General features: G+C 61.5%; 14 protein-coding genes and 2 pseudogenes. 7 read left to right on the top strand and 9 right to left on the bottom strand.

Annotated elements, in window-relative coordinates:
- Window positions 1-6: 6 nt before the first annotated feature.
- From ABR948_RS09660 to dusB, 4 genes are all read right to left on the bottom strand, one after another.
- A complete protein-coding gene (locus ABR948_RS09660) occupies window positions 7-2,334 on the bottom strand; it encodes a sensor histidine kinase NtrY-like (RefSeq protein WP_428116406.1) in 2,328 nt (775 codons plus the stop codon).
- Between the two features lie 172 nt (window positions 2,335-2,506).
- On the bottom strand, window positions 2,507-3,949 hold the full coding sequence (gene ntrC, locus ABR948_RS09655; protein ID WP_428116403.1) for a nitrogen regulation protein NR(I): 1,443 nt from the start codon (window positions 3,947-3,949) through the stop codon (window positions 2,507-2,509).
- A 9-nt stretch (window positions 3,950-3,958) separates the two neighbouring features.
- Window positions 3,959-5,134 carry a two-component system sensor histidine kinase NtrB gene (locus tag ABR948_RS09650; RefSeq protein WP_428116401.1) on the bottom strand — a complete coding sequence of 392 codons (1,176 nt, stop codon included), beginning with the start codon at window positions 5,132-5,134 and terminating at the stop codon, window positions 3,959-3,961.
- The gene (dusB, locus tag ABR948_RS09645; RefSeq protein WP_428116468.1) at window positions 5,131-6,132 is read right to left on the bottom strand and encodes a tRNA dihydrouridine synthase DusB; all 1,002 of its coding nucleotides are present in this window, start codon (window positions 6,130-6,132) and stop codon (window positions 5,131-5,133) included. Before dusB ends, ABR948_RS09650 begins: the two co-directional genes overlap by 4 nt.
- A 280-nt stretch (window positions 6,133-6,412) precedes the next feature.
- Here dusB and ABR948_RS09640 point away from each other — a divergent pair, with 280 nt between their 5' ends.
- Together ABR948_RS09640 and ABR948_RS09635 are read left to right on the top strand one after the other, a co-directional pair.
- Window positions 6,413-7,594, top strand: a complete 1,182-nt coding sequence (locus ABR948_RS09640) for a bifunctional 2-C-methyl-D-erythritol 4-phosphate cytidylyltransferase/2-C-methyl-D-erythritol 2,4-cyclodiphosphate synthase (RefSeq protein ID WP_428116398.1) — start codon at window positions 6,413-6,415, stop codon at window positions 7,592-7,594.
- Window positions 7,595-8,197 carry a CinA family protein gene (locus tag ABR948_RS09635; protein WP_428116396.1) on the top strand — a complete coding sequence of 201 codons (603 nt, stop codon included), beginning with the start codon at window positions 7,595-7,597 and terminating at the stop codon, window positions 8,195-8,197. It abuts the gene before it with no gap.
- Window positions 8,198-8,219: 22 nt separating this feature from the next.
- Here ABR948_RS09635 and ABR948_RS09630 read toward each other — a convergent pair.
- Together ABR948_RS09630 and lipA are read right to left on the bottom strand one after the other, a co-directional pair.
- Window positions 8,220-8,491: pseudogene (locus ABR948_RS09630) on the bottom strand (type II toxin-antitoxin system RatA family toxin).
- A 10-nt stretch (window positions 8,492-8,501) separates the two neighbouring features.
- The gene (lipA, locus tag ABR948_RS09625; protein WP_428116394.1) at window positions 8,502-9,461 is read right to left on the bottom strand and encodes a lipoyl synthase; all 960 of its coding nucleotides are present in this window, start codon (window positions 9,459-9,461) and stop codon (window positions 8,502-8,504) included.
- A 117-nt stretch (window positions 9,462-9,578) separates the two neighbouring features.
- Here lipA and ABR948_RS09620 point away from each other — a divergent pair, with 117 nt between their 5' ends.
- The 3 genes from ABR948_RS09620 (at window position 9,579) to ABR948_RS09610 (ending at window position 12,454) form a co-directional block, all read left to right on the top strand.
- The gene (locus ABR948_RS09620) at window positions 9,579-10,172 is read left to right on the top strand and encodes a DNA-3-methyladenine glycosylase (protein WP_428116391.1); all 594 of its coding nucleotides are present in this window, start codon (window positions 9,579-9,581) and stop codon (window positions 10,170-10,172) included.
- A 732-nt stretch (window positions 10,173-10,904) separates the two neighbouring features.
- Window positions 10,905-11,228 (top strand): PilZ domain-containing protein, encoded by a 324-nt coding sequence (locus ABR948_RS09615; RefSeq protein WP_428116389.1) that lies wholly within the window; start codon window positions 10,905-10,907, stop codon window positions 11,226-11,228.
- 257 nt (window positions 11,229-11,485) lie between these two features.
- On the top strand, window positions 11,486-12,454 hold the full coding sequence (locus ABR948_RS09610) for a tetratricopeptide repeat protein (RefSeq protein ID WP_428116386.1): 969 nt from the start codon (window positions 11,486-11,488) through the stop codon (window positions 12,452-12,454).
- A gap of 148 nt (window positions 12,455-12,602) precedes the next feature.
- On the opposite strand, the gene ABR948_RS09605 is transcribed toward ABR948_RS09610, so the two are convergent.
- Together ABR948_RS09605 and ABR948_RS09600 are read right to left on the bottom strand one after the other, a co-directional pair.
- Window positions 12,603-13,436 (bottom strand): hypothetical protein, encoded by an 834-nt coding sequence (locus ABR948_RS09605; RefSeq protein WP_428116384.1) that lies wholly within the window; start codon window positions 13,434-13,436, stop codon window positions 12,603-12,605.
- Between the two features lie 18 nt (window positions 13,437-13,454).
- Window positions 13,455-13,877: a DUF6152 family protein gene (locus tag ABR948_RS09600; protein ID WP_428116381.1), complete on the bottom strand. Its 423-nt coding sequence runs from the start codon at window positions 13,875-13,877 to the stop codon at window positions 13,455-13,457.
- Between the two features lie 358 nt (window positions 13,878-14,235).
- Here ABR948_RS09600 and ABR948_RS09595 point away from each other — a divergent pair, with 358 nt between their 5' ends.
- Window positions 14,236-15,159, top strand: coding sequence for an amino acid ABC transporter substrate-binding protein (locus tag ABR948_RS09595; RefSeq protein ID WP_428116378.1), 924 nt, complete (start codon window positions 14,236-14,238; stop codon window positions 15,157-15,159).
- A gap of 49 nt (window positions 15,160-15,208) precedes the next feature.
- Here the strand turns inward: ABR948_RS09595 and ABR948_RS09590 are convergent, their stop codons facing one another.
- Window positions 15,209-16,666 (bottom strand): GH1 family beta-glucosidase, encoded by a 1,458-nt coding sequence (locus tag ABR948_RS09590; protein ID WP_428116465.1) that lies wholly within the window; start codon window positions 16,664-16,666, stop codon window positions 15,209-15,211.
- Between the two features lie 111 nt (window positions 16,667-16,777).
- On the opposite strand from ABR948_RS09590, the pseudogene ABR948_RS09585 reads away from it, so the two are divergent.
- Window positions 16,778-17,349, top strand: a pseudogene (locus ABR948_RS09585) (beta-(1-6) glucans synthase); the annotation flags it as partial.

Raw genomic sequence — 17,349 nt, 5'->3', positions numbered from 1 at the left:
GTCTTTTCAATTGCCTGTTGCGGCTTCGATTTTTACTTGATTGTTAGTCGTAGCTGCCGGCTCGATGGTTTCGGCTTCCGGCTGTTTTGTTTCGGGAGCCGGCTCCTTGGTTTCGACCTGTGGTGCATGGCCCGATACTGCAAACCGCAGCCGCATCCAGGCGCCGCGCGCGCCCGGACGGATGTCGGCAGCATCGTTGAGCTCGATCCGCCCGCCATGATCCTCCAGAACGCGGCCGACAATGGCGAGGCCAAGGCCGGTGCCCTTCTCGCGGGTCGTAACATAGGGCTCCAGCAGCCGCGCCCGGCTTACCTTCGGCAGGCCGATGCCGTTATCGATGACGTCGATCACGATGTCGTCGTTTTCGCGCGCGGCGATGACATCAATACGACCCTTGCCAAGTTCCGCCGCGGGGACGGCCTCGATGGCTTCCGTCGCGTTCTTGATGATGTTGGTCAGGGCCTGCGAAATCAGCCGCCGGTCGAACTGCGCCCGCATCGGTTCGGCCTTGATCTCGGCATCGATATCGATATCGGGATGTCCGACCCGCATCAGGAATACCGCCTGACGCACCGTGTCGGCGACGTCCTCGCCTTCGATCACGGGCTTCGGCATCCGCGCAAAGCGCGAGAATTCATCGACCATCCGCCTGATGTCGTCGACCTGCCGCACGATCGTGTCGGTGCATTGCTCGAAGATCGCCTTATCCTCGGTGATGACCTTGCCGAACTTGCGGCGAATGCGCTCGGCCGAAAGCTGGATCGGCGTCAGCGGATTCTTGATTTCATGGGCGATGCGGCGCGCGACGTCGGCCCATGCCGAGGTCCGCTGCGCGGAAACGAGCTCGGTAATATCATCAAGCGTGATGATGTAGCTGTCGCGCGTCTGGCTGGTTTGCTCGGCGCTGACACGAACCGAAAGATTGCGCTCATGGCCATCACGATTGATGGTGATCTGGCCCTGCACCAGCCGCTGGGTGCCCTCCCGCGCTGACTTCATCATGTCATCGAGTTCGGGCAGCACGTCCGATAGCGGGTGATCCAGCGTCTCCGATTCCGCGTGGCCGATGAGCTTTTCGGCGGAGCGATTGAGAATGCCGACGCTGCCGGAGGCGTCGACGCCGATGATGCCGGCGCTCGCCGACGACAATACCGCCTCGATGAACCGGCGGCGGCTGTCGATCAGATCGCTTGCGCTCACCAGTTCGTCGCGCTGGGTGCGCAACTCCTGCGTCATCTTGTTGAAGGTCTCGCCGAGCTGCGCCAGGTCGCCCTCCGAGCGGAGCACCGGAACCTGCACATGCAAGTCGCCGGTCGATACGATGTGGGCGGCACTCATCAGCCGCCGGATCGGGGCCACCAGCCAGTTGGCGAAATTCAGCCCGATCAGGATGGAGGCCATCAGAATGGTCAGCGCGATCACCGCGAAGATCAGCGCGAAATTCACCTGAATGCCGAGCCGGCGCGATTCGATCTCGGCATATTCCGCGACAGTGGCCTCGGTTTGCTTGAGTTGCGCGACGACACGGGGATCGAGTTGACGGGCGACGTAGAGGAAGGTGTCGTTGAAGGCACGCAGCCGGATCACGGCCGCAACATAGTTCTGTTCAGGCAACACCGCGATTTCGGGTTCGGCCTCGTTGACGTTGCGCAGGAACTCCGCCGGCGGCGCCGCGAAGGCCAATTGAATGCCGGTCTGCGCGGTCTCCAGGATATTGCGATCCTTGTCGATCAGCATCGCCCCCGGCAGGTTACGCGAAGCCGCATTCGCCGTGAGCAGCTCACGAAAGGATTTGCGATCCTGGTCGTATAATGGCCGGGCATGGGCGATGTCGTTGGCCATTCCCAGGATGTCGCCGCGAATGAGCTGCGCGTGGTCCTGCATATAGGCGCGAGCGATGATCAGGGAGTTCTGGATCACCTCGCGGGTCGGGCCGGAAAACAAACGGTCGAAGCCGCGGTCGATCGTCACGTTGGCGACGGCCGCCACCAGCACCGCCGGCAACACCGCGATAATGGAGAACAGACTGACAATCTGGACGTGCAGCCTTGCCGCCGCCCGGCCGCGGCGCCGCGCCTGCATCAGCTGCCAGACTTCGCGGACAATGATGCCGACCAGCACCAGGATGGTGGCGCCGTTCATCAGCATGAAGGACACGGCGACTTCGCGCGTCGGCTCGATCCGGGTCAGGCCGGTGAGCACGACGAATGTCAGGAACGCTGTCAGCAGCGCCAGGCCAACCGCAAACGGCGCCAGCCACCTCCGCAGGGTGCTCCCCCTGGGTTCAGCGAGCGACGGGTCGAACGGTGCGGCCGAGGTGTCTACGCTGGTCATTCCGGCAAAAGGTGAGCTGAGGGCATGGGGTCCGCCTAGCGGCAGACTGATGCAATCATATCACAATGTTGCCAAATTGCGACAAATCCACGGCGCCCGAAACCGTCCGGACGCCCGATGTAACGGGAGCACAGCCACGCAACAGAGGGGTGGAGCGATACCGGCTCCGACCTCAATTACCGCTGCGGTAAACCTGAATATCCAGATCGCGAATCTTCTTGCGCAGCGTGTTGCGATTGAGGCCCAGCAAATCCGCTGCCCGGATTTGGTTGCCCCGGGTCGCCGCCAGCGCGGCCGTCAGCAGCGGCACCTCGATCTCCTTGAGGATCCGGTGATAGAGGCCCGGCGGCGGCACGCCGTTGGGGAAACCCGAAAAGTGCGACGACAGATAGGCTTCGACGGCGCCGCCGAGATTGTCGATGCCATGATGCGTATTGCCGCCCGAGGTCACGGCCGGAGGCGCCAATTCACCGTCGATGACGGAGCCCGTGATCACGTCCTGCGGATACAATGCCGCCAGCCGGCGCGCGAGATTTTCAAGCTCGCGCACATTGCCGGGCCAGCGATGCTGTTTCAAACGTTCCAGCGCCAGCGTGTCGAGCTTCTTGGGCGGCAATCCGTCTTTCTCGGCCAGCGCGAAAAAGTGCCGGATCAAATCGGGCAAATCCTCGATCCGCTCACGCAATGGCGGAAGCCGCAACGGCACGACGTTCAGGCGGAAGAACAGATCCTCGCGGAACAGGCCCTGCTGAATCAGGATGCGCAGATCCTTGTTGCTCGCCGCGACGATGCGCACGTCGGTCTTGATCGGCGTGCGGCCGCCAACGGTCGTGTATTCGCCCTGCTGGAGTACCCGCAGAAGACGGGTCTGCGCCTCCATCGGCATGTCGCCGATCTCGTCGAGAAACAGCGTACCGCCTTCCGCCTGCTCGAACCGGCCCGAAGCGCGGGTATTGGCACCGGTGAACGCGCCGCGTTCATGGCCGAACAGTTCCGACTCGATGAGATCGCGGGGAATCGCCGCCATGTTGACGGCGACGAACGGCCCGTTGCGCCGCTTGCCGTAGTCGTGCAGCGCGCGCGCCACCAGCTCCTTGCCGGTCCCGGACTCGCCGGAAATCATCACCGTGAGGTCGGTTTGCATCAGGCGCGCCAGCACGCGATAGATTTCCTGCATCGCCGGCGAGCGGCCGACCAGCGGGATCGAGTCGAATTCGGACTCGTCGGCGTGGTTTGCTACCCGCTCCTTCGGCTCCGCCAGCGCACGGCCGACGATCGCGATCAGTTCCTTCAGATCGAACGGCTTTGGCAGATATTCATACGCCCCCCGTTCGGAAGCCCGGATCGCCGTCATGAAGGTGTTCTGCGCGCTCATCACGATCACGGGAAGATTAGGCCGCATCTTCTTGATCCGCGGCAGCAGATCGAACGCGTTCTCGTCGGGCATCACCACGTCGGTGATGACCAGATCGCCCTCGCCCTGGCTGACCCAGCGCCACAGCGTCGCCGCGTTTCCCGTCAATCGCACCTCATATCCGGCACGCGAAAGCGCCTGATTGAGGACGGTGCGGATGGCTGTGTCGTCGTCGGCGACAAGTATACTACCTGCGGGCATTGTTATTCCTCATCTTGAGTCCTGTGAGGCATGCAACGGCGTCCCCGAAACGTCGTCGCGGTTGCTTTGATCGAACTTTTTAGCGGTACTGAACATCGGCAACAGCACGCGGAAAATGGTCTTCCGCGGCTGGGATTCACATTCGATGATGCCGCCGTGATCACCGACGATCTTGGCCACCAGCGCCAGCCCCAGCCCGCTGCCGGTCGGTTTGGTGGTGACGAAGGGATCGAACAGGTTCGGCAACAGGTCCTCCGGCACGCCGGGGCCGTTATCCTTGACGCAGAATTCGAGCGGCAACGACACCCGCGATTTTTTCCCCGGCACCGACAGGCGCACGCCCGGACGAAATGCGGTGGTGAGCTGAATCTCCGCGTCGCTGCCAAGATCGGCCACGGCCTCCGCGGCGTTCTTCACCAGATTGAGAAATACCTGAATCAGCTGATCCTGATTGGCGAGCACCGGCGGCAGCGATGGATCGTACTCTTCGACGAACCGGATGTTGCGGGCAAAGCCGGATTGGGCGAGCCGCTTGACGTGATCGAGCACCGAATGGATGTTGACCGGACCGCGCGCCACCGGACGGTCGTCGCCAAACACTTCCATGCGGTCGACCAGCGTGACGATGCGGTCCGCTTCATCGCAGATCAACCGCGTCAGCATGCGGTCTTCCGACGAAGCTGCCTGCTCGAGCAACTGCGCCGCGCCGCGGATGCCGGACAGCGGATTCTTGATTTCATGCGCCAGCATCGCGGCCAGCGCGATCACCGACCGCGCCGCGCTGCGGTGTGTCAGTTGCCGGTCCATCTTGTCGGCAATGGTCCGCTCCTGGAGCATCACCACGATATGGCCGGGCCGCTCGGTGAGCGGCGCGACGTGAAGATCGACCTGGCGATCGCCGCCCATCCGCGGCGTGCCCAAATCGACCTTGTACTCGTTGACCGGCGAGCCGCTGGAGCGCACCTGATCGATCAGCGCCAGCAGCGGACTTCCAAACGGCACCAGTTCCTTCAACGACTGGCGTTGCAGAAACTGGGCGGAAATCTCGAAAAAAGATTCCGCAGCCATGTTGGCGTCGACGATCTTGCCGTCGGGCGCCACCAGCAGCACGGGATTGGGCAGCGCATTCAGGATGGCGTCGCCGTCGGACGGCACAGGCCGGCGGTGTTCTGCGGCTGAGGTCATGCGGCGGCACTCCACGCAAAGTCGTCGAATGCATCTTGAAGCGCGCGATGAACGCTGGCGGGTTGGTCCGATGTCAGAACGTTTTGTCGCCAGCTCTTCAGTTTGACCGCTGGCGCGCGGCTGCATTGGGCTGCGATCTCCAGCGCCCAGCCGAGATGTTTGCGCGCATGACGCAGGCCGATGCGCAGCCCGTAATGGCTGCAAACCTCGTCATAGAGCGCGCGGATATATTTGAGCTGTTCGGCCAGCGACGGCGCGGATTCGACGATGCCGGTTTCGATCCGTCGCCCGATCTGACCGGGCAACCACGGCTGTCCCTGCGCGCCGCGGCCGACCATGACCGCGTCGGCGCCGGACATGGCAAGCGCGGCCACAGCCTTCTCGAACGACGTGATATCGCCATTGACGACAAGCGGAATACCAACGGCATCCCTGACCGCGCGCACCGCGCGCCAATCAGCTTCGCCTTTGTAGAATTGGCAGCGGGTGCGACCATGGACCGAGATCAGTTGGACGCCGGCAGCCTCAGCACGGCGCGCCAATTCCGGCGCATTGAGGGAGCTATCGTCCCAGCCGAGCCGCATCTTCAGCGTCACCGGCACCTTCACCGCCGCTATCGTCGCCTCGATCAGTTTCAGCGCGTGATCAAGATCGCGCATCAACGCCGAACCGGATTGACCGCCTGTCACATGGCGCGCCGGACAGCCCATGTTGATATCGATAATGTCGGCACCCGCGGCTTCGGCGATGCGGGCTCCCTCCGCCATCCATCTTGTCTCGCAGCCAGCGAGTTGAACGACATGCGGACCGATACCCGTTGCCTCGCATCGCAGCCGCGACATCGGGCGACCGTTGACGAGATCATTGCTGGCGGTCATTTCGGACACGACGAGTCCCGCGCCGAGGACCGCGGTCAAGCGTCGAAACGGGGCGTCGGTGACGCCAGACATCGGCGCCAGAAAGACCCGGCTGGAAACCTCAATATCGCCTATTTTCAATGGCTTAAGGCCTGATGATTCCGGACCGGTCACGGATTTCTCGTTATTCTGACAGGCGCCTCATCGCGACTGCCGGATCCATTTTGCGCACAAATCTTGTGCAGTCAAGCGTCATGCCTACACTTTAGACAGTTCTGTCAATCTTGCAAGTGCACTGCAACAAAATATGTTTTTCCCCACAGCTATTGGGAATCGCTCTGTTTTCGCAGCGTGAGCATGATAAGGGCAGTGCGCCAGCTGGCGAATGTTTCCAACCCCGTTTTGCCCGTAATTGAGTCTAATGCCCAAACTTGAGCGGACTGCAGCCATCCTCGTCGCAGCCGGACGCGGTCTCCGTGCCGGCTCGGGTGGACCGAAGCAATACCGCTCGATCGGCGGCCAGACCGTGATTTTCCGGGCCATGGAGCCGTTTTGCCGTCATCCACAGATTTTTGCTGTGCAGCCGGTGCTCAATCCTGACGACGCCGCCGTCTTCAACGAGGCTGTCAGCGCGTTACGTCACGAACCGCCGGCAAATGGCGGAGCGACGCGGCAGGCCTCGGTACATGCGGGGCTTGAAGCGCTCGCCGGCCAGAAGCCCGATGTGGTTCTCATCCATGACGCGGCGCGACCATTCGTCACGCCCGCGCTGATCTCGCGTGCGATCGATGCGGCAGGCCGCACCGGTGCCGCGGTGCCGGCGATTCCGGTCGCCGATACCATCAAGCTGGTCGACGCAAGCGGAAACGTCGAAGCCACGCCGGAACGGGCGCGGCTGCGCATCGCGCAGACGCCGCAGGCGTTCCGGTTCGACGTCATTCTCGAGGCCCATCGCCGCGCGGCGCGCGAGGGCCGCAGCGATTTCACCGACGACGCCGCACTCGCGGAATGGGCGGGATTGACGGTGGCGACATTTGAGGGCGATCCTGCCAACATGAAGCTGACGACACCGGAAGATTTCATCCGCGAAGAAGCCCGTCTCGGTGCCATGCTCGGCGATGTCAGGATCGGCACCGGTTACGACGTTCACGCTTTCGGCGACGGCGACCACCTGATGATTTGCGGCGTTCGCGTGCCCCATCACCGCGGCTTTCTCGCGCATTCCGACGGCGATGTCGGCCTCCATGCGCTGGTCGATGCCATTCTCGGCGCGCTGGCGGATGGCGATATCGGCTCGCATTTTCCGCCCAGCGATATCAAGTGGAAGGGCGCCTCCTCCGACCAGTTCCTCACCTACGCGATCGATCGGGTCACTGCCCGCGGCGGACGCATCGCCCATCTCGAGGTCACCCTGATCTGCGAGCGTCCGAAAATCGGACCGCTGCGGGATATCATGCGCGCGCGCATCGCCGAGATCACGGGACTGAGCCTTTCGCGGGTCGCGGTGAAAGCGACCACCAGCGAGCGGCTCGGATTCACCGGCCGCGAGGAAGGCATTGCCGCCACCGCGAGCGCCACCATCCGCCTGCCCTGGAGCGATTAAATGAGCGGCAGCGACGCCCGCGCCCTCTCCCGCTCGCTGCTCGATCTCTGCCGGATGCGCAAGCTGACGATTGCGACCGCGGAATCCTGCACCGGGGGCCTGGTCGCCGGCGCGCTCACCGATATTCCCGGCTCGTCCGATGTCATCGACCGCGGCTTTGTCACCTATTCCAACGACGCCAAGCGCATGATGCTCGGGGTCAAGGCGACGACGCTGGCGACCTTCGGCGCCGTCAGCAAGGAAACCGCGACCGCGATGGCGATCGGCGCTTTGGAAAAGGCCGGCGTCGATCTGGCGGTCTCGATTACCGGCATTGCCGGTCCGGGAGGAGCCACGCCGGGCAAGCCGGTGGGTCTCGTCCACTTCGCCGTCGCCGCCCGTGACGGCAGAATTCTGCATCGCGAATGCCGCTTCGGCGCCATCGGCCGCAGCGCGGTGCGCCAGCGCTCCGTCGTCGAAGCCCTGCGCATGCTGATGGAACTGGCGCGTGGGCCGCAGGCGCCGGCCAAGCCGCGCCGCGAAACCACCAGCCGGTTACGTCCCCGCGTGGCGCGAACCTCGCGGCGCAGCCCGGTCAAGCGGCGGCGGCCGCCGCGGGCGTGATTCCCCTCTCGCGGGTGACGAGCTAAGGCGCTTTTCCATAAATCGCATCCGCGCGCTTCTCGAACGCCGCGGCAAAACGCTGAAACGCGGTGTCGAACATGGTTCCCATCAGCATCGCCAGCATCCGGCTCTTGAATTCATAGGCCAGGAAAAATCCGACATCGCAGCCATCGTCCGGCTTCGGCTCGAACGGCACAGCGGCACGAATTCAGGATAGCGCTCGACATCGGCGACAAGGTCGAACATCTGCGGCGCGCTGTGGTGAAGGCGGCGCTTGCTGGAGAATTGGGGCATCGCCTGACGCTCAGCGGGATTTCGCGGCGCGCGCCGCCTGCAGCCTGGCGAAATCGTCCCCGGCGTGGTGCGACGAGCGGGTCAGCGGGCTCGCCGACACCATCAGGAAGCCCTTGGTATAGGCGACCTTCTCAAAGCCCTGGAACTCATCCGGCGGCACATATCGCATCACGGCGTGATGCTTGCGGGTCGGCTGCAAATATTGTCCGATGGTCAGAAAATCCACATCCGCCGAGCGCAGATCGTCCATCACCTGCAGCACCTCGTGACGCTCTTCGCCCAATCCAACCATGATGCCGGATTTGGTGAAGATCGTCGGATCGATTTCCTTGACCCGCTGCAACAGCCGGATCGAATGGAAATAGCGCGCGCCCGGGCGCACGCTGAGATAACGCGACGGCACCGTCTCCAGATTGTGATTGAACACGTCGGGTTTGGCCGCGGCCACGATCTCGAGCGCGCCGTCCTTGCGCAGGAAATCCGGGGTCAGGATCTCGATGGTCGTGGCCGGGCAGCGCGCCCGGATCGCCCGAATGGTTTGCGCGAAATGCTCCGCGCCGCCGTCGGCGAGATCGTCGCGATCCACCGAGGTGATGACGATATGGGCGAGCCCGAGCTTGAAGGTCGCCTCCGCGACATGCTCCGGTTCCTTGGCATCGAGCGCGCCGGGCATCCCGGTCTTGACGTTGCAGAACGCACAGGCGCGGGTGCAGGTGTCGCCCATGATCATGAAGGTGGCGTGCTTCTTGTCCCAGCACTCGCCGATGTTCGGGCAGCCCGCCTCCTCGCACACCGTGACGAGGCCGTTTTCCTTGACGATTTTATGGGTATCGGCATAGCCGCGCGTGTTCGGCGCGCGCACCCGGATCCAGTCCGGCTTGGGCGGCGACAGCGCGTCCGGCCGGTTCACCTTTTCGGGGTGACGCGGGCGCAGCGGCGTGGCTGAAACGGTATCGACGACGACGACCATGGACTATCCGTTGTTGGAGCTTTAGCTAGTCCGCTGGACCGGGAATCGCAACCGCTTTAGAGCCTTATCGGTTCTGGGATTCTTAACATATCGGCTTGAATGGCTCAAAATCGCATAGTGCAAAATGCCACCTTGACCCGGCAAGGGCTCGGCAAGCCGCTGAAACGCAGCTTCTTTGCCCGCAGCGTGCACGAGGTCGCGCCCGACCTGATCGGCACGACGCTGCTGGTGAACGGCGTCGGCGGCGTGATCGTCGAGGTCGAGGCCTATCACCACACCGAGCCGGCCGCGCATTCCTTTAACGGACCGACGCCGCGCAATTTGGTGATGTTCGGCCCGCCCGGCTTTATCTACGTCTATCGGTCCTATGGCATCCATTGGTGCGTCAATTTCGTCTGCGAGAAGGAAGGCTCGGCCAGCGCGGTGCTGATCCGCGCCCTGCAGCCGACCCACGGCATTCCGGCGATGCGGCGGCGGCGCGGATTGCCGGATGAGCGATCGCTGTGTTCGGGTCCGGGCAAGCTGACGCAGGCGCTTGCGATCACCCATGCGCATAATGGACTGGCGCTCGACGCCCCGCCGTTCGCGCTGCATGCGCGCCCGCACAAGCCCGACATCGTCTCCGGGATTCGGATCGGCCTCACCAAGGCGATCGACTTGCCTTGGCGATATGGGCTGGAGCGGTCGAAATTCCTGAGCAAGCCGTTTTGACCGCCAGAACATGATGACGTCCGATCGAAGCTGCTGATTCTTCTCCGCATCAATTACGGATGTGAACCAGGGTTCTTGCGGCGCGATCCGCCCGAGTTGTGCAGGAATTTTCCGCCCCGCCACGCCATGGGGATGTGAACCCATAAATTTGGTGTAGTTGGCGAAGGTCCGTTTGGTGCGGATAGCGGACTGAGGCCGGACACCGCGCCATGTCCGAAAAGTGCCCGAACGGCGACATACGCCAAGCACACTAACTCTCCGGTAGCCGACGTACAACCTTAAGTTAGTGAAATATTAAAATAATCTCCGTAGTAATACTGGCATGAGAGCCGCAAAGGCTGCCGTAGTCGCTCTCATATTTGATTTTGTGGATGAGCATTTCAACGACGCCTGCCTTACGCGGGCTACGACAAGCGTGATTTCCAAAGTGCAGATCATTTGGCAAGGCAATTATGAGCCAGGCACCAACAGATGTTTCCCTGGATGTTCTCCTGCGAACGCTTGAGCGGCACTACGCGTACCATGCCGCGTGGCTCTTTCGAGTAAATGGAATTCCTGAACCGCCTCGATTGCCGGATCCGGCGCGGCCGGAGTCTCCGGCTGGAGTAGATGTTCCACCGCGCCAAACTGATCCAGATATCTCAGCGTAACCGGGGCATTCCATAACAGCGAAAGAAAACACTGCTGCCGGGCCCAATACCGTTTCTGTCCTATTGAAGATGGAATTGCACAATGGCCTATGGAGATCGAAAGAGTGGGCGCGTCGATTTCGAACGTGGCATTCCTGTTCACATGATGGGAATTGATGGAACTTGGCGACGCGACTGCAGGATGATCGACGTGTCTCAGACCGGAGCGCGCTTGCTTATCGAAGGCTCTCTCGAAGGATTGGACCTCAAGGAATTCTTCCTGCTTCTGTCGTCAACGGGTCTCGCGTATCGCCGCTGCAAATTGGTACGTGTTGCCGGTGATCAGATCGGCGTCGCATTTCTAGCGCAAGACACATTCACAATAAGGAAATCCGCAAAGAAACGGTCCACCGGCCAAGCCGTTTAAATCCGATTTCTCGCGAGCATCAGCCAAGGTGACTTCCGGTATGGGTCATTCGCGTCGTTTTGACCACGCGCCGACTACTTCCGGTCTGCCCCAGTTAGCGGACGTTCGCAGCGTCCGTCGGCATGTCTCAAAGGTGCCAACGCAGCGGTCGCATGGCGTAAATGCTGCGCTGTTTACCCCGCTTTCATTGAACCTGTCCGGCCTCTGAAAGCACAAAAAGCACGTACATCCCGAAGAACGTGACGAAGGAATGCGCGATGAAGGCCTTGAAAGCATCGATCTGTGTTGCGGTCGCCGCGCTCGCCCTGAGCCTGTCGCTCGGCGCGCCATCCTACGCGGGAGAGGATGAGGCGAGCACTCTCAGCCAGCAGATGAAAGAGCTCTATCGGGCGGGGAAGTACACGGAAGCACTGCCATTGGCTCAGAAGTCTCTGGCCCTTCGCGAGAAGGAGTTTGGTCCCGATGATGCGAACGTCGCGATGCCGCTGAATGACCTTGGCACGATCCACTACAATCTGGGTCAATACGCCGTTGCCGAGCTGCTGTACAAGCGCTCACTGGCTATCAGGGAGAAGACGCTCGATCAGGACCATGCGGAAGTCGCAACTGTGCTGAACAATCTGGGCGAGCTCTACCGCGTGGAAGAGCGTTACGCGGAAGCGGAGCCGCTTCTCAAGCGGTCGATCGCCATTCGCGATAAAATGCTCGGTCCCGACGATCCGTCTATCGTGCAGGCGTTGAGCAACCTCGCCGCTGTCTACAGCAATCAGGGTCGGTACGACCAGGCCGAGCCGCTGTTCAAGCGTGGACTGGCCGTCCTCGAGAAGGCGCACGGCCCCAACGATCCCGAAGCCACGGTGTTGATGAACAACCTGGCCGATGTCTACATCCATCGGCATCGTTACGCCGATGCCGAGCGGCTGCTCAAGCGATCGATGGCGGTGACCGAGAAGGCGTTCGGACCCGACCATCCCGACGTCGCGCAGGCGCTAAACAATTTAGCCGCGCTTTACGTGCGCCAAGGGCGTAACGCCGATGCCGAGCGGTTTTTCAAGCGGTCGGTGGCCACCTTCGAGAAGACGCTCGGTCCGAACCATCCGGATCTCGCGGATGTTCTGGAGAACCTGGCCGGTCTCTACAAGGATCAGGGTCGCTATGCCGATGCCGAACAATTCTCTAAGCGCTCGATGGCTATTCGAGGGAAAACAGGGTCGGGACCGATCTGAATAATTTGGACACAGCAACAGCCGGATAGGTCTCGATCAGGGAGAAATGTCTGCACCGGGTCAAACGCGTCGCTTTGACCGCGCGAACGGGGAAAGTCTGCTGGAAACGGATTAACAGCCAACGCCCGATAGCCACCGCGACATCCCATCACTTTTTTGACTGCCGGAAATAGCGCAGGTCGGGCGGCGCCTGGTCCTTCTTTTTCGGCATCAGCAGACCGTCCGCGCTGATGAAGTAGTCGTCCTTGCCGATGGTGACGTGGTGGTTGTCCTCGCCGCATTCGTTGGGAAGCCAGACCGGATTGCGTTCCCGCCGATAGCTCTTGGTCACCGTCCATGGACGGGTCAGTGCATGATCGATGACAGTAATCTCGTCATGGAGAAGGTCGGGCTTCGCCTTGTCGAGGAAGATGCGCTCCTTGATTACCGTCTGGTTGTCCTCGTGCAGCGGCAAGCCGCTCCCCTCGAACGTGCGTGGGCCCTTCATGTAGCGGGTCTCGATCTCAAGCAGATTGAAGCGCCCCTTTCCGTCCTCGTCCACCCAGTGGCCGATCGAGTAACCCGCAAAGGTCGGCTCGGGTTCGGCCGGCCAGCTGCGGCCGTCGGTATAGATACGGCGCGGCAGGTTCTCCTCCAAAAGGATGTAGGTGGTCTTCGGCTGGACGACGAACTCTATCGGATAGACCGCGTTCATCATCCGCGGCATGCCGTGCGGCAGGCACGAAGTGTGTTCGTTCAGTCCGTGGCCGCCGGCCGCGATATCGGCAATGCTCGCCTCGAGCTTGGCCTGGTATTCGGGCGTGAGCGGCGCCTGTTGGCCGCGGCCGAGCGGCTTGGTCGGGTCGAACTGGACGCCGCCGGTACGAAACCATTGCCCGTCCCAGTCGGGATATTTGCCGTCACCCTCGGCCCGCGCGCCGGCGGTCGCTGTTGTCAGCAAGGCCAGGAGCGCAAGCGAGCCTATCAAACGCCCATTGGTCATCGCGTGGGCTCCTTAATGTCAGCGCTGCAGTTCGGCCGAGTCGGGGAAGCCGACGCTGCTCTGCGACGCATCGAGCGCGCGCCCGTCGCGAAAGCTGGTCTGATTTGGAGCCCAAGCACCGGCCGGCGCGCCGCTGCGTAGCGGAGCAATCCGCATCTTGAGCTCATCGCCCGCCTTGAGAGTCTTGCTGGTCCAGCCGCTCCGTACGAGAGCGGCCGGGCTCTGGCCCTCAAGACTCCATGTCACTGTGTTGCCGTCGTCCTGCTTCACCACCAGATAGATGAAGGTGTGCGGATTGACGAACCTGAACTCCTGCACCACGCCTTCGAGATCGATCTGGTTGTCCCGATCGAACATCGCAAAGGAATGGTGCGCAAGTATCGGCCCCGCAGTCAGCGCTAGCGCACCGGCCGTCAGAAGCATGGCCAATCGTCGTACCATCGGCGCCTCCCCTGTCCCGGCTGTGACGGCTCTTCAGACCGACGCTGCCGCCCGGCACTGGGATATTTTTTTGTTGAATCAGACTCGCGAGAAGAGGATCCATACTATCACGTTCTCGCAGGGCGTGCCACGGCTGGGCCTATGTCTGGCTGGGGTCAAAAGCGCCGATCTGGTGCTCAGCCGGTAACTTCCGGTCCACCCTGCCCTGATCAGAGGACATCCTCAGACCGGCCTGGCCGGTCCGGTTCGTGCCATGAGCGGGCTTCAACGCACTACTCGATCACGTCGCCGATTTTCCATTCGACGGCTTGATAAATGATCCGATATCGCCAAGCATTGCCGTCAACAGCAATTGACGATGGAGAACCCCGTGCGGAAAGACCTATTCGTGGCGCTGACGCTGGCTACGCTGCTTTCAGGCCGCGCCACCGCGATCGCGGACGAACTCACAGGCACGCTCGCGAAGGTCAGGGAGCTCGGATATATCACCATCGGGCACCGCGAGGCGTCGGTGCCGTTCTCCTACCTCGACGACAAGCAGCAGCCGGTCGGCTTCGCCATCGACATCTGCGCCAGGATCGTCGACGCGGTGAAACGCGAATTGAAGCTCGACAAACTCGAAGTGCGGTATCAGCTGGTGACGGCTTCGTCGCGCATTCCGCTATTGGCCAACGGCACCATCGACCTCGAATGCGGCAACACCACCAACAACGCCGAGCGGCAACGGCAGGTCTGGTACACCAATACGCATTTTCTGACGGCGAGCCGTTTCGTCTCGAAGGTCGAATCGAAGATCGGCTCGATCGGCGACCTCAAGGGCAAGACGATCGTCTCTCCGGCCGGCTCGACCAACATCAAGCAGGCGCTCGAATTCAATAGCAGATTGAATCTGGGGATGACGATCATCCCGGCTCAGGATCAGGCCGAAGCGTTCCTGATGGTCGCGACCGACAGGGCCGTGGCCTTTGTCCAGGACGATATCGTGCTCGCGGGCCTGATTGCCAACGCCAAGGATCCAAAGGCTTACGTGATCTCGCAGGACGCGTTCTCAAGGCCTGAACCATATGGAATCATGCTGCGCAAGGATGATACGGCGTTCAAGGCCGTTGCCGATGCCGCGACCACAAGCCTCTACCGGAGTCCCGAGCTTGCGGCGCTCTACGACAAATGGTTCACCCAGCCAATCCCGCCCAAGGGCGTCAATCTGGACATCCCGATGAGCCCGGCCATGAAGCGGGCCTTCGAGAAGCCCACGGATTCGCCGGATCCGTCGACCTATTGAGAGCACTCAAGAAATAATAGACTCCCTGCCGCCGAACGGTATCGAATCGTCAAACCACCTTGTTTCGCTCGATCACCTCGCGATAGAACGAGGCGGAGAGTTTTGGCGTGCGACGCTGGGTCTTGAAGTCGACCCGGTAGAGCCCGAAGCGTTTTTCAAATCCGTCCGTCCATTCAAAATTGTCCATCAGGCTCCACAGGAAATACCCGCGCACGGGCACACCCTCGGATGTCGCGCGCTGCAACTGCGTCAGATAGTTGCGCAGATACATGATCCGATCGAGATCGTAGATATTGCCGTCGGCGGCAGGCTGGTCTGATGCCGATGCCCCGTTCTCGGTAATGTAGATCGACTTCACATTCCACAGCTTCGCCACCTGACGCGGCGCCCAATACATCGCCTCCGGACCAATTTTGAGCCAGTCCGATTCCATGTGTGGAAACGTGGAGGGAAACGGCAACAACGAAAAGCCGCTCTTGTTATCGGCCGCCACGACGTAATGGTGGGGCAAATAGATATTCAGTCCGACAAAATCGATCGGAGACGAAATCACCTTCAGATCTTCGGCGGTATATTTCGGGGCATTCTTGCCGGCATAGGCCAGAAATCCATCCGTGTACTTTCCCTCCAGGATCACGGTCAGGTAGCCGGCATTGAGTTCGCGCGTGGCGATCTCGGTGGCGCGGATGTTCGCCGGCGTCTCGATGGCCGGTATGCAGACGACGAGGTTCTCGGCCGGACCGACCCTGGTCCCTGTCCGGCCATGCGCCCGCACCGCCTGCGCCGCCAGACCGTGCCCCAGCGCGACGTGGTGCATCACCTGGTTCAATTCCTGCGGGGGCAGGCTGAGACCCGGCGCGTCGATGCCCGCGCCATAACCGGAATAGACCAGCCGGTGGCATTCATTGATCGTGAAAATCTTCTTCACGCGATCGCTCAAATGCGCCGCAACATAGCCCGCATAATCCGCAAAGGCCTTTGAGGTGTCGCGCGACATCCAGCCGCCAAAGCGATCCTGGAGCGCCTGAGGCAAATCCCAGTGATACAGGGTCGCAAACGGCTCGATTCCGTTCGCCAGCAATTCGTCCAGAAGCCGGTCGTAGAAATCGAGGCCTTTTGGGTTTGGCGAACCCGTTCCTTCCGGAAAAACACGCGGCCACGCAATCGAAAACCGATAGGCTTTGGCGCCCAGCGCCTTGATGAGTTGAACGTCCTCTTTGTAGCGATGATAATGATCGTTCGCGACATCGGCCGTGCTGTGATCACCGATTTTCCCGTCGGTGTGAGCGAAACGGTCCCAGATCGAGGGACCTCGCCCGTCCTCGTTGACGGCGCCCTCGATCTGATAGGCTGAGGTAGCCGTTCCCCACAGAAAGTTACGCGGGAAGCCGGAAGGCAGGCTCCGGCGCGAGTCGGCCTGAGCGGATTCCGCTGAAATCGTCGAGAGTCCGAGAGCCGACCAACCCGCGATTCTGGCAAAATGGCGTCGAGAAAGTCTGTTGAACAACATCACTTGACTTGTTGGGGCCGCGACAAATTTGTTATCAGAAACACAGTCACCCTTTCGCACTCGGCCTTAGATGCAGGTTTATACTGTGCCCCCGGCATTCCGACCTAACTGCGCGGACCGCTTGACCATAATCGACGCGCCTCACGGAGGACAGAGCCAATTTCCCTTCGCGCGCCGCTGACGCTTCTGCTGATATCCCTGACCGTTATTGCCGCGGTCTGGTGGTGGCTGGCTACGCCGGTCACATTGGCCCATGCGCCGATCGATCCCGCGGCAAAACTGGAATGCGTGTCCTACGCGCCGTTTCGGCGCGACCAGACTCCGTTGAACCCGCAATTGATCGTCAGCCCGGAACAGATCGCGGAGGATCTGGTCGAACTGGCCAAGGTATCGCAATGCGTCCGCACCTATTCCGTCGACAACGGATTGGACAAGGTGCCCGAACTCGCGGCCAAGGTCGGACTGAAAGTTCTGCTTGGAATCTGGATCGGAAACAACCGCGCCAAGAACGCCCAGCTGATCGATACCGCGATAGCGCTGGCCCGGGATTATCCCGGTGCGGTCAAGGCGATCATCGTCGGCAACGAGGTGCTGCTGCATGGCGACATGACCCCGTCCGATCTTCGGGAAACCATCCGCTCGGTCAAAACGCGCGTCAGTGTTCCCGTAAGCTACGCCGA

Origin of the sequence: Bradyrhizobium sp., assembly GCF_050014615.1 — a bacterium.
GTDB lineage: Bacteria > Pseudomonadota > Alphaproteobacteria > Rhizobiales > Xanthobacteraceae > Bradyrhizobium.
This window is presented reverse-complemented; position numbering and strand designations above follow the sequence as displayed.

Excerpts from the sequence above, each read along its gene's own strand:
- ABR948_RS09635 (WP_428116396.1), top strand. The coding sequence starts at position 7,595 with ATGAGCGGCAGCGACGCCCGCGCCCTCTCCCGCTCGCTGCTCGATCTC.
- ABR948_RS09640 (WP_428116398.1), top strand. The coding sequence starts at position 6,413 with ATGCCCAAACTTGAGCGGACTGCAGCCATCCTCGTCGCAGCCGGACGC.
- ABR948_RS09595 (WP_428116378.1), top strand. The coding sequence starts at position 14,236 with ATGGAGAACCCCGTGCGGAAAGACCTATTCGTGGCGCTGACGCTGGCT.
- ABR948_RS09605 (WP_428116384.1), bottom strand. The coding sequence starts at position 13,436 with ATGACCAATGGGCGTTTGATAGGCTCGCTTGCGCTCCTGGCCTTGCTG.
- lipA (WP_428116394.1), bottom strand. The coding sequence starts at position 9,461 with ATGGTCGTCGTCGTCGATACCGTTTCAGCCACGCCGCTGCGCCCGCGT.
- ABR948_RS09615 (WP_428116389.1), top strand. The coding sequence starts at position 10,905 with ATGGCCTATGGAGATCGAAAGAGTGGGCGCGTCGATTTCGAACGTGGC.
- ABR948_RS09650 (WP_428116401.1), bottom strand. The coding sequence starts at position 5,134 with ATGACCTCAGCCGCAGAACACCGCCGGCCTGTGCCGTCCGACGGCGAC.
- ntrC (WP_428116403.1), bottom strand. The coding sequence starts at position 3,949 with ATGCCCGCAGGTAGTATACTTGTCGCCGACGACGACACAGCCATCCGC.
- ABR948_RS09610 (WP_428116386.1), top strand. The coding sequence starts at position 11,486 with ATGAAGGCCTTGAAAGCATCGATCTGTGTTGCGGTCGCCGCGCTCGCC.
- ABR948_RS09660 (WP_428116406.1), bottom strand. The coding sequence starts at position 2,334 with ATGACCAGCGTAGACACCTCGGCCGCACCGTTCGACCCGTCGCTCGCT.
- ABR948_RS09600 (WP_428116381.1), bottom strand. The coding sequence starts at position 13,877 with ATGGTACGACGATTGGCCATGCTTCTGACGGCCGGTGCGCTAGCGCTG.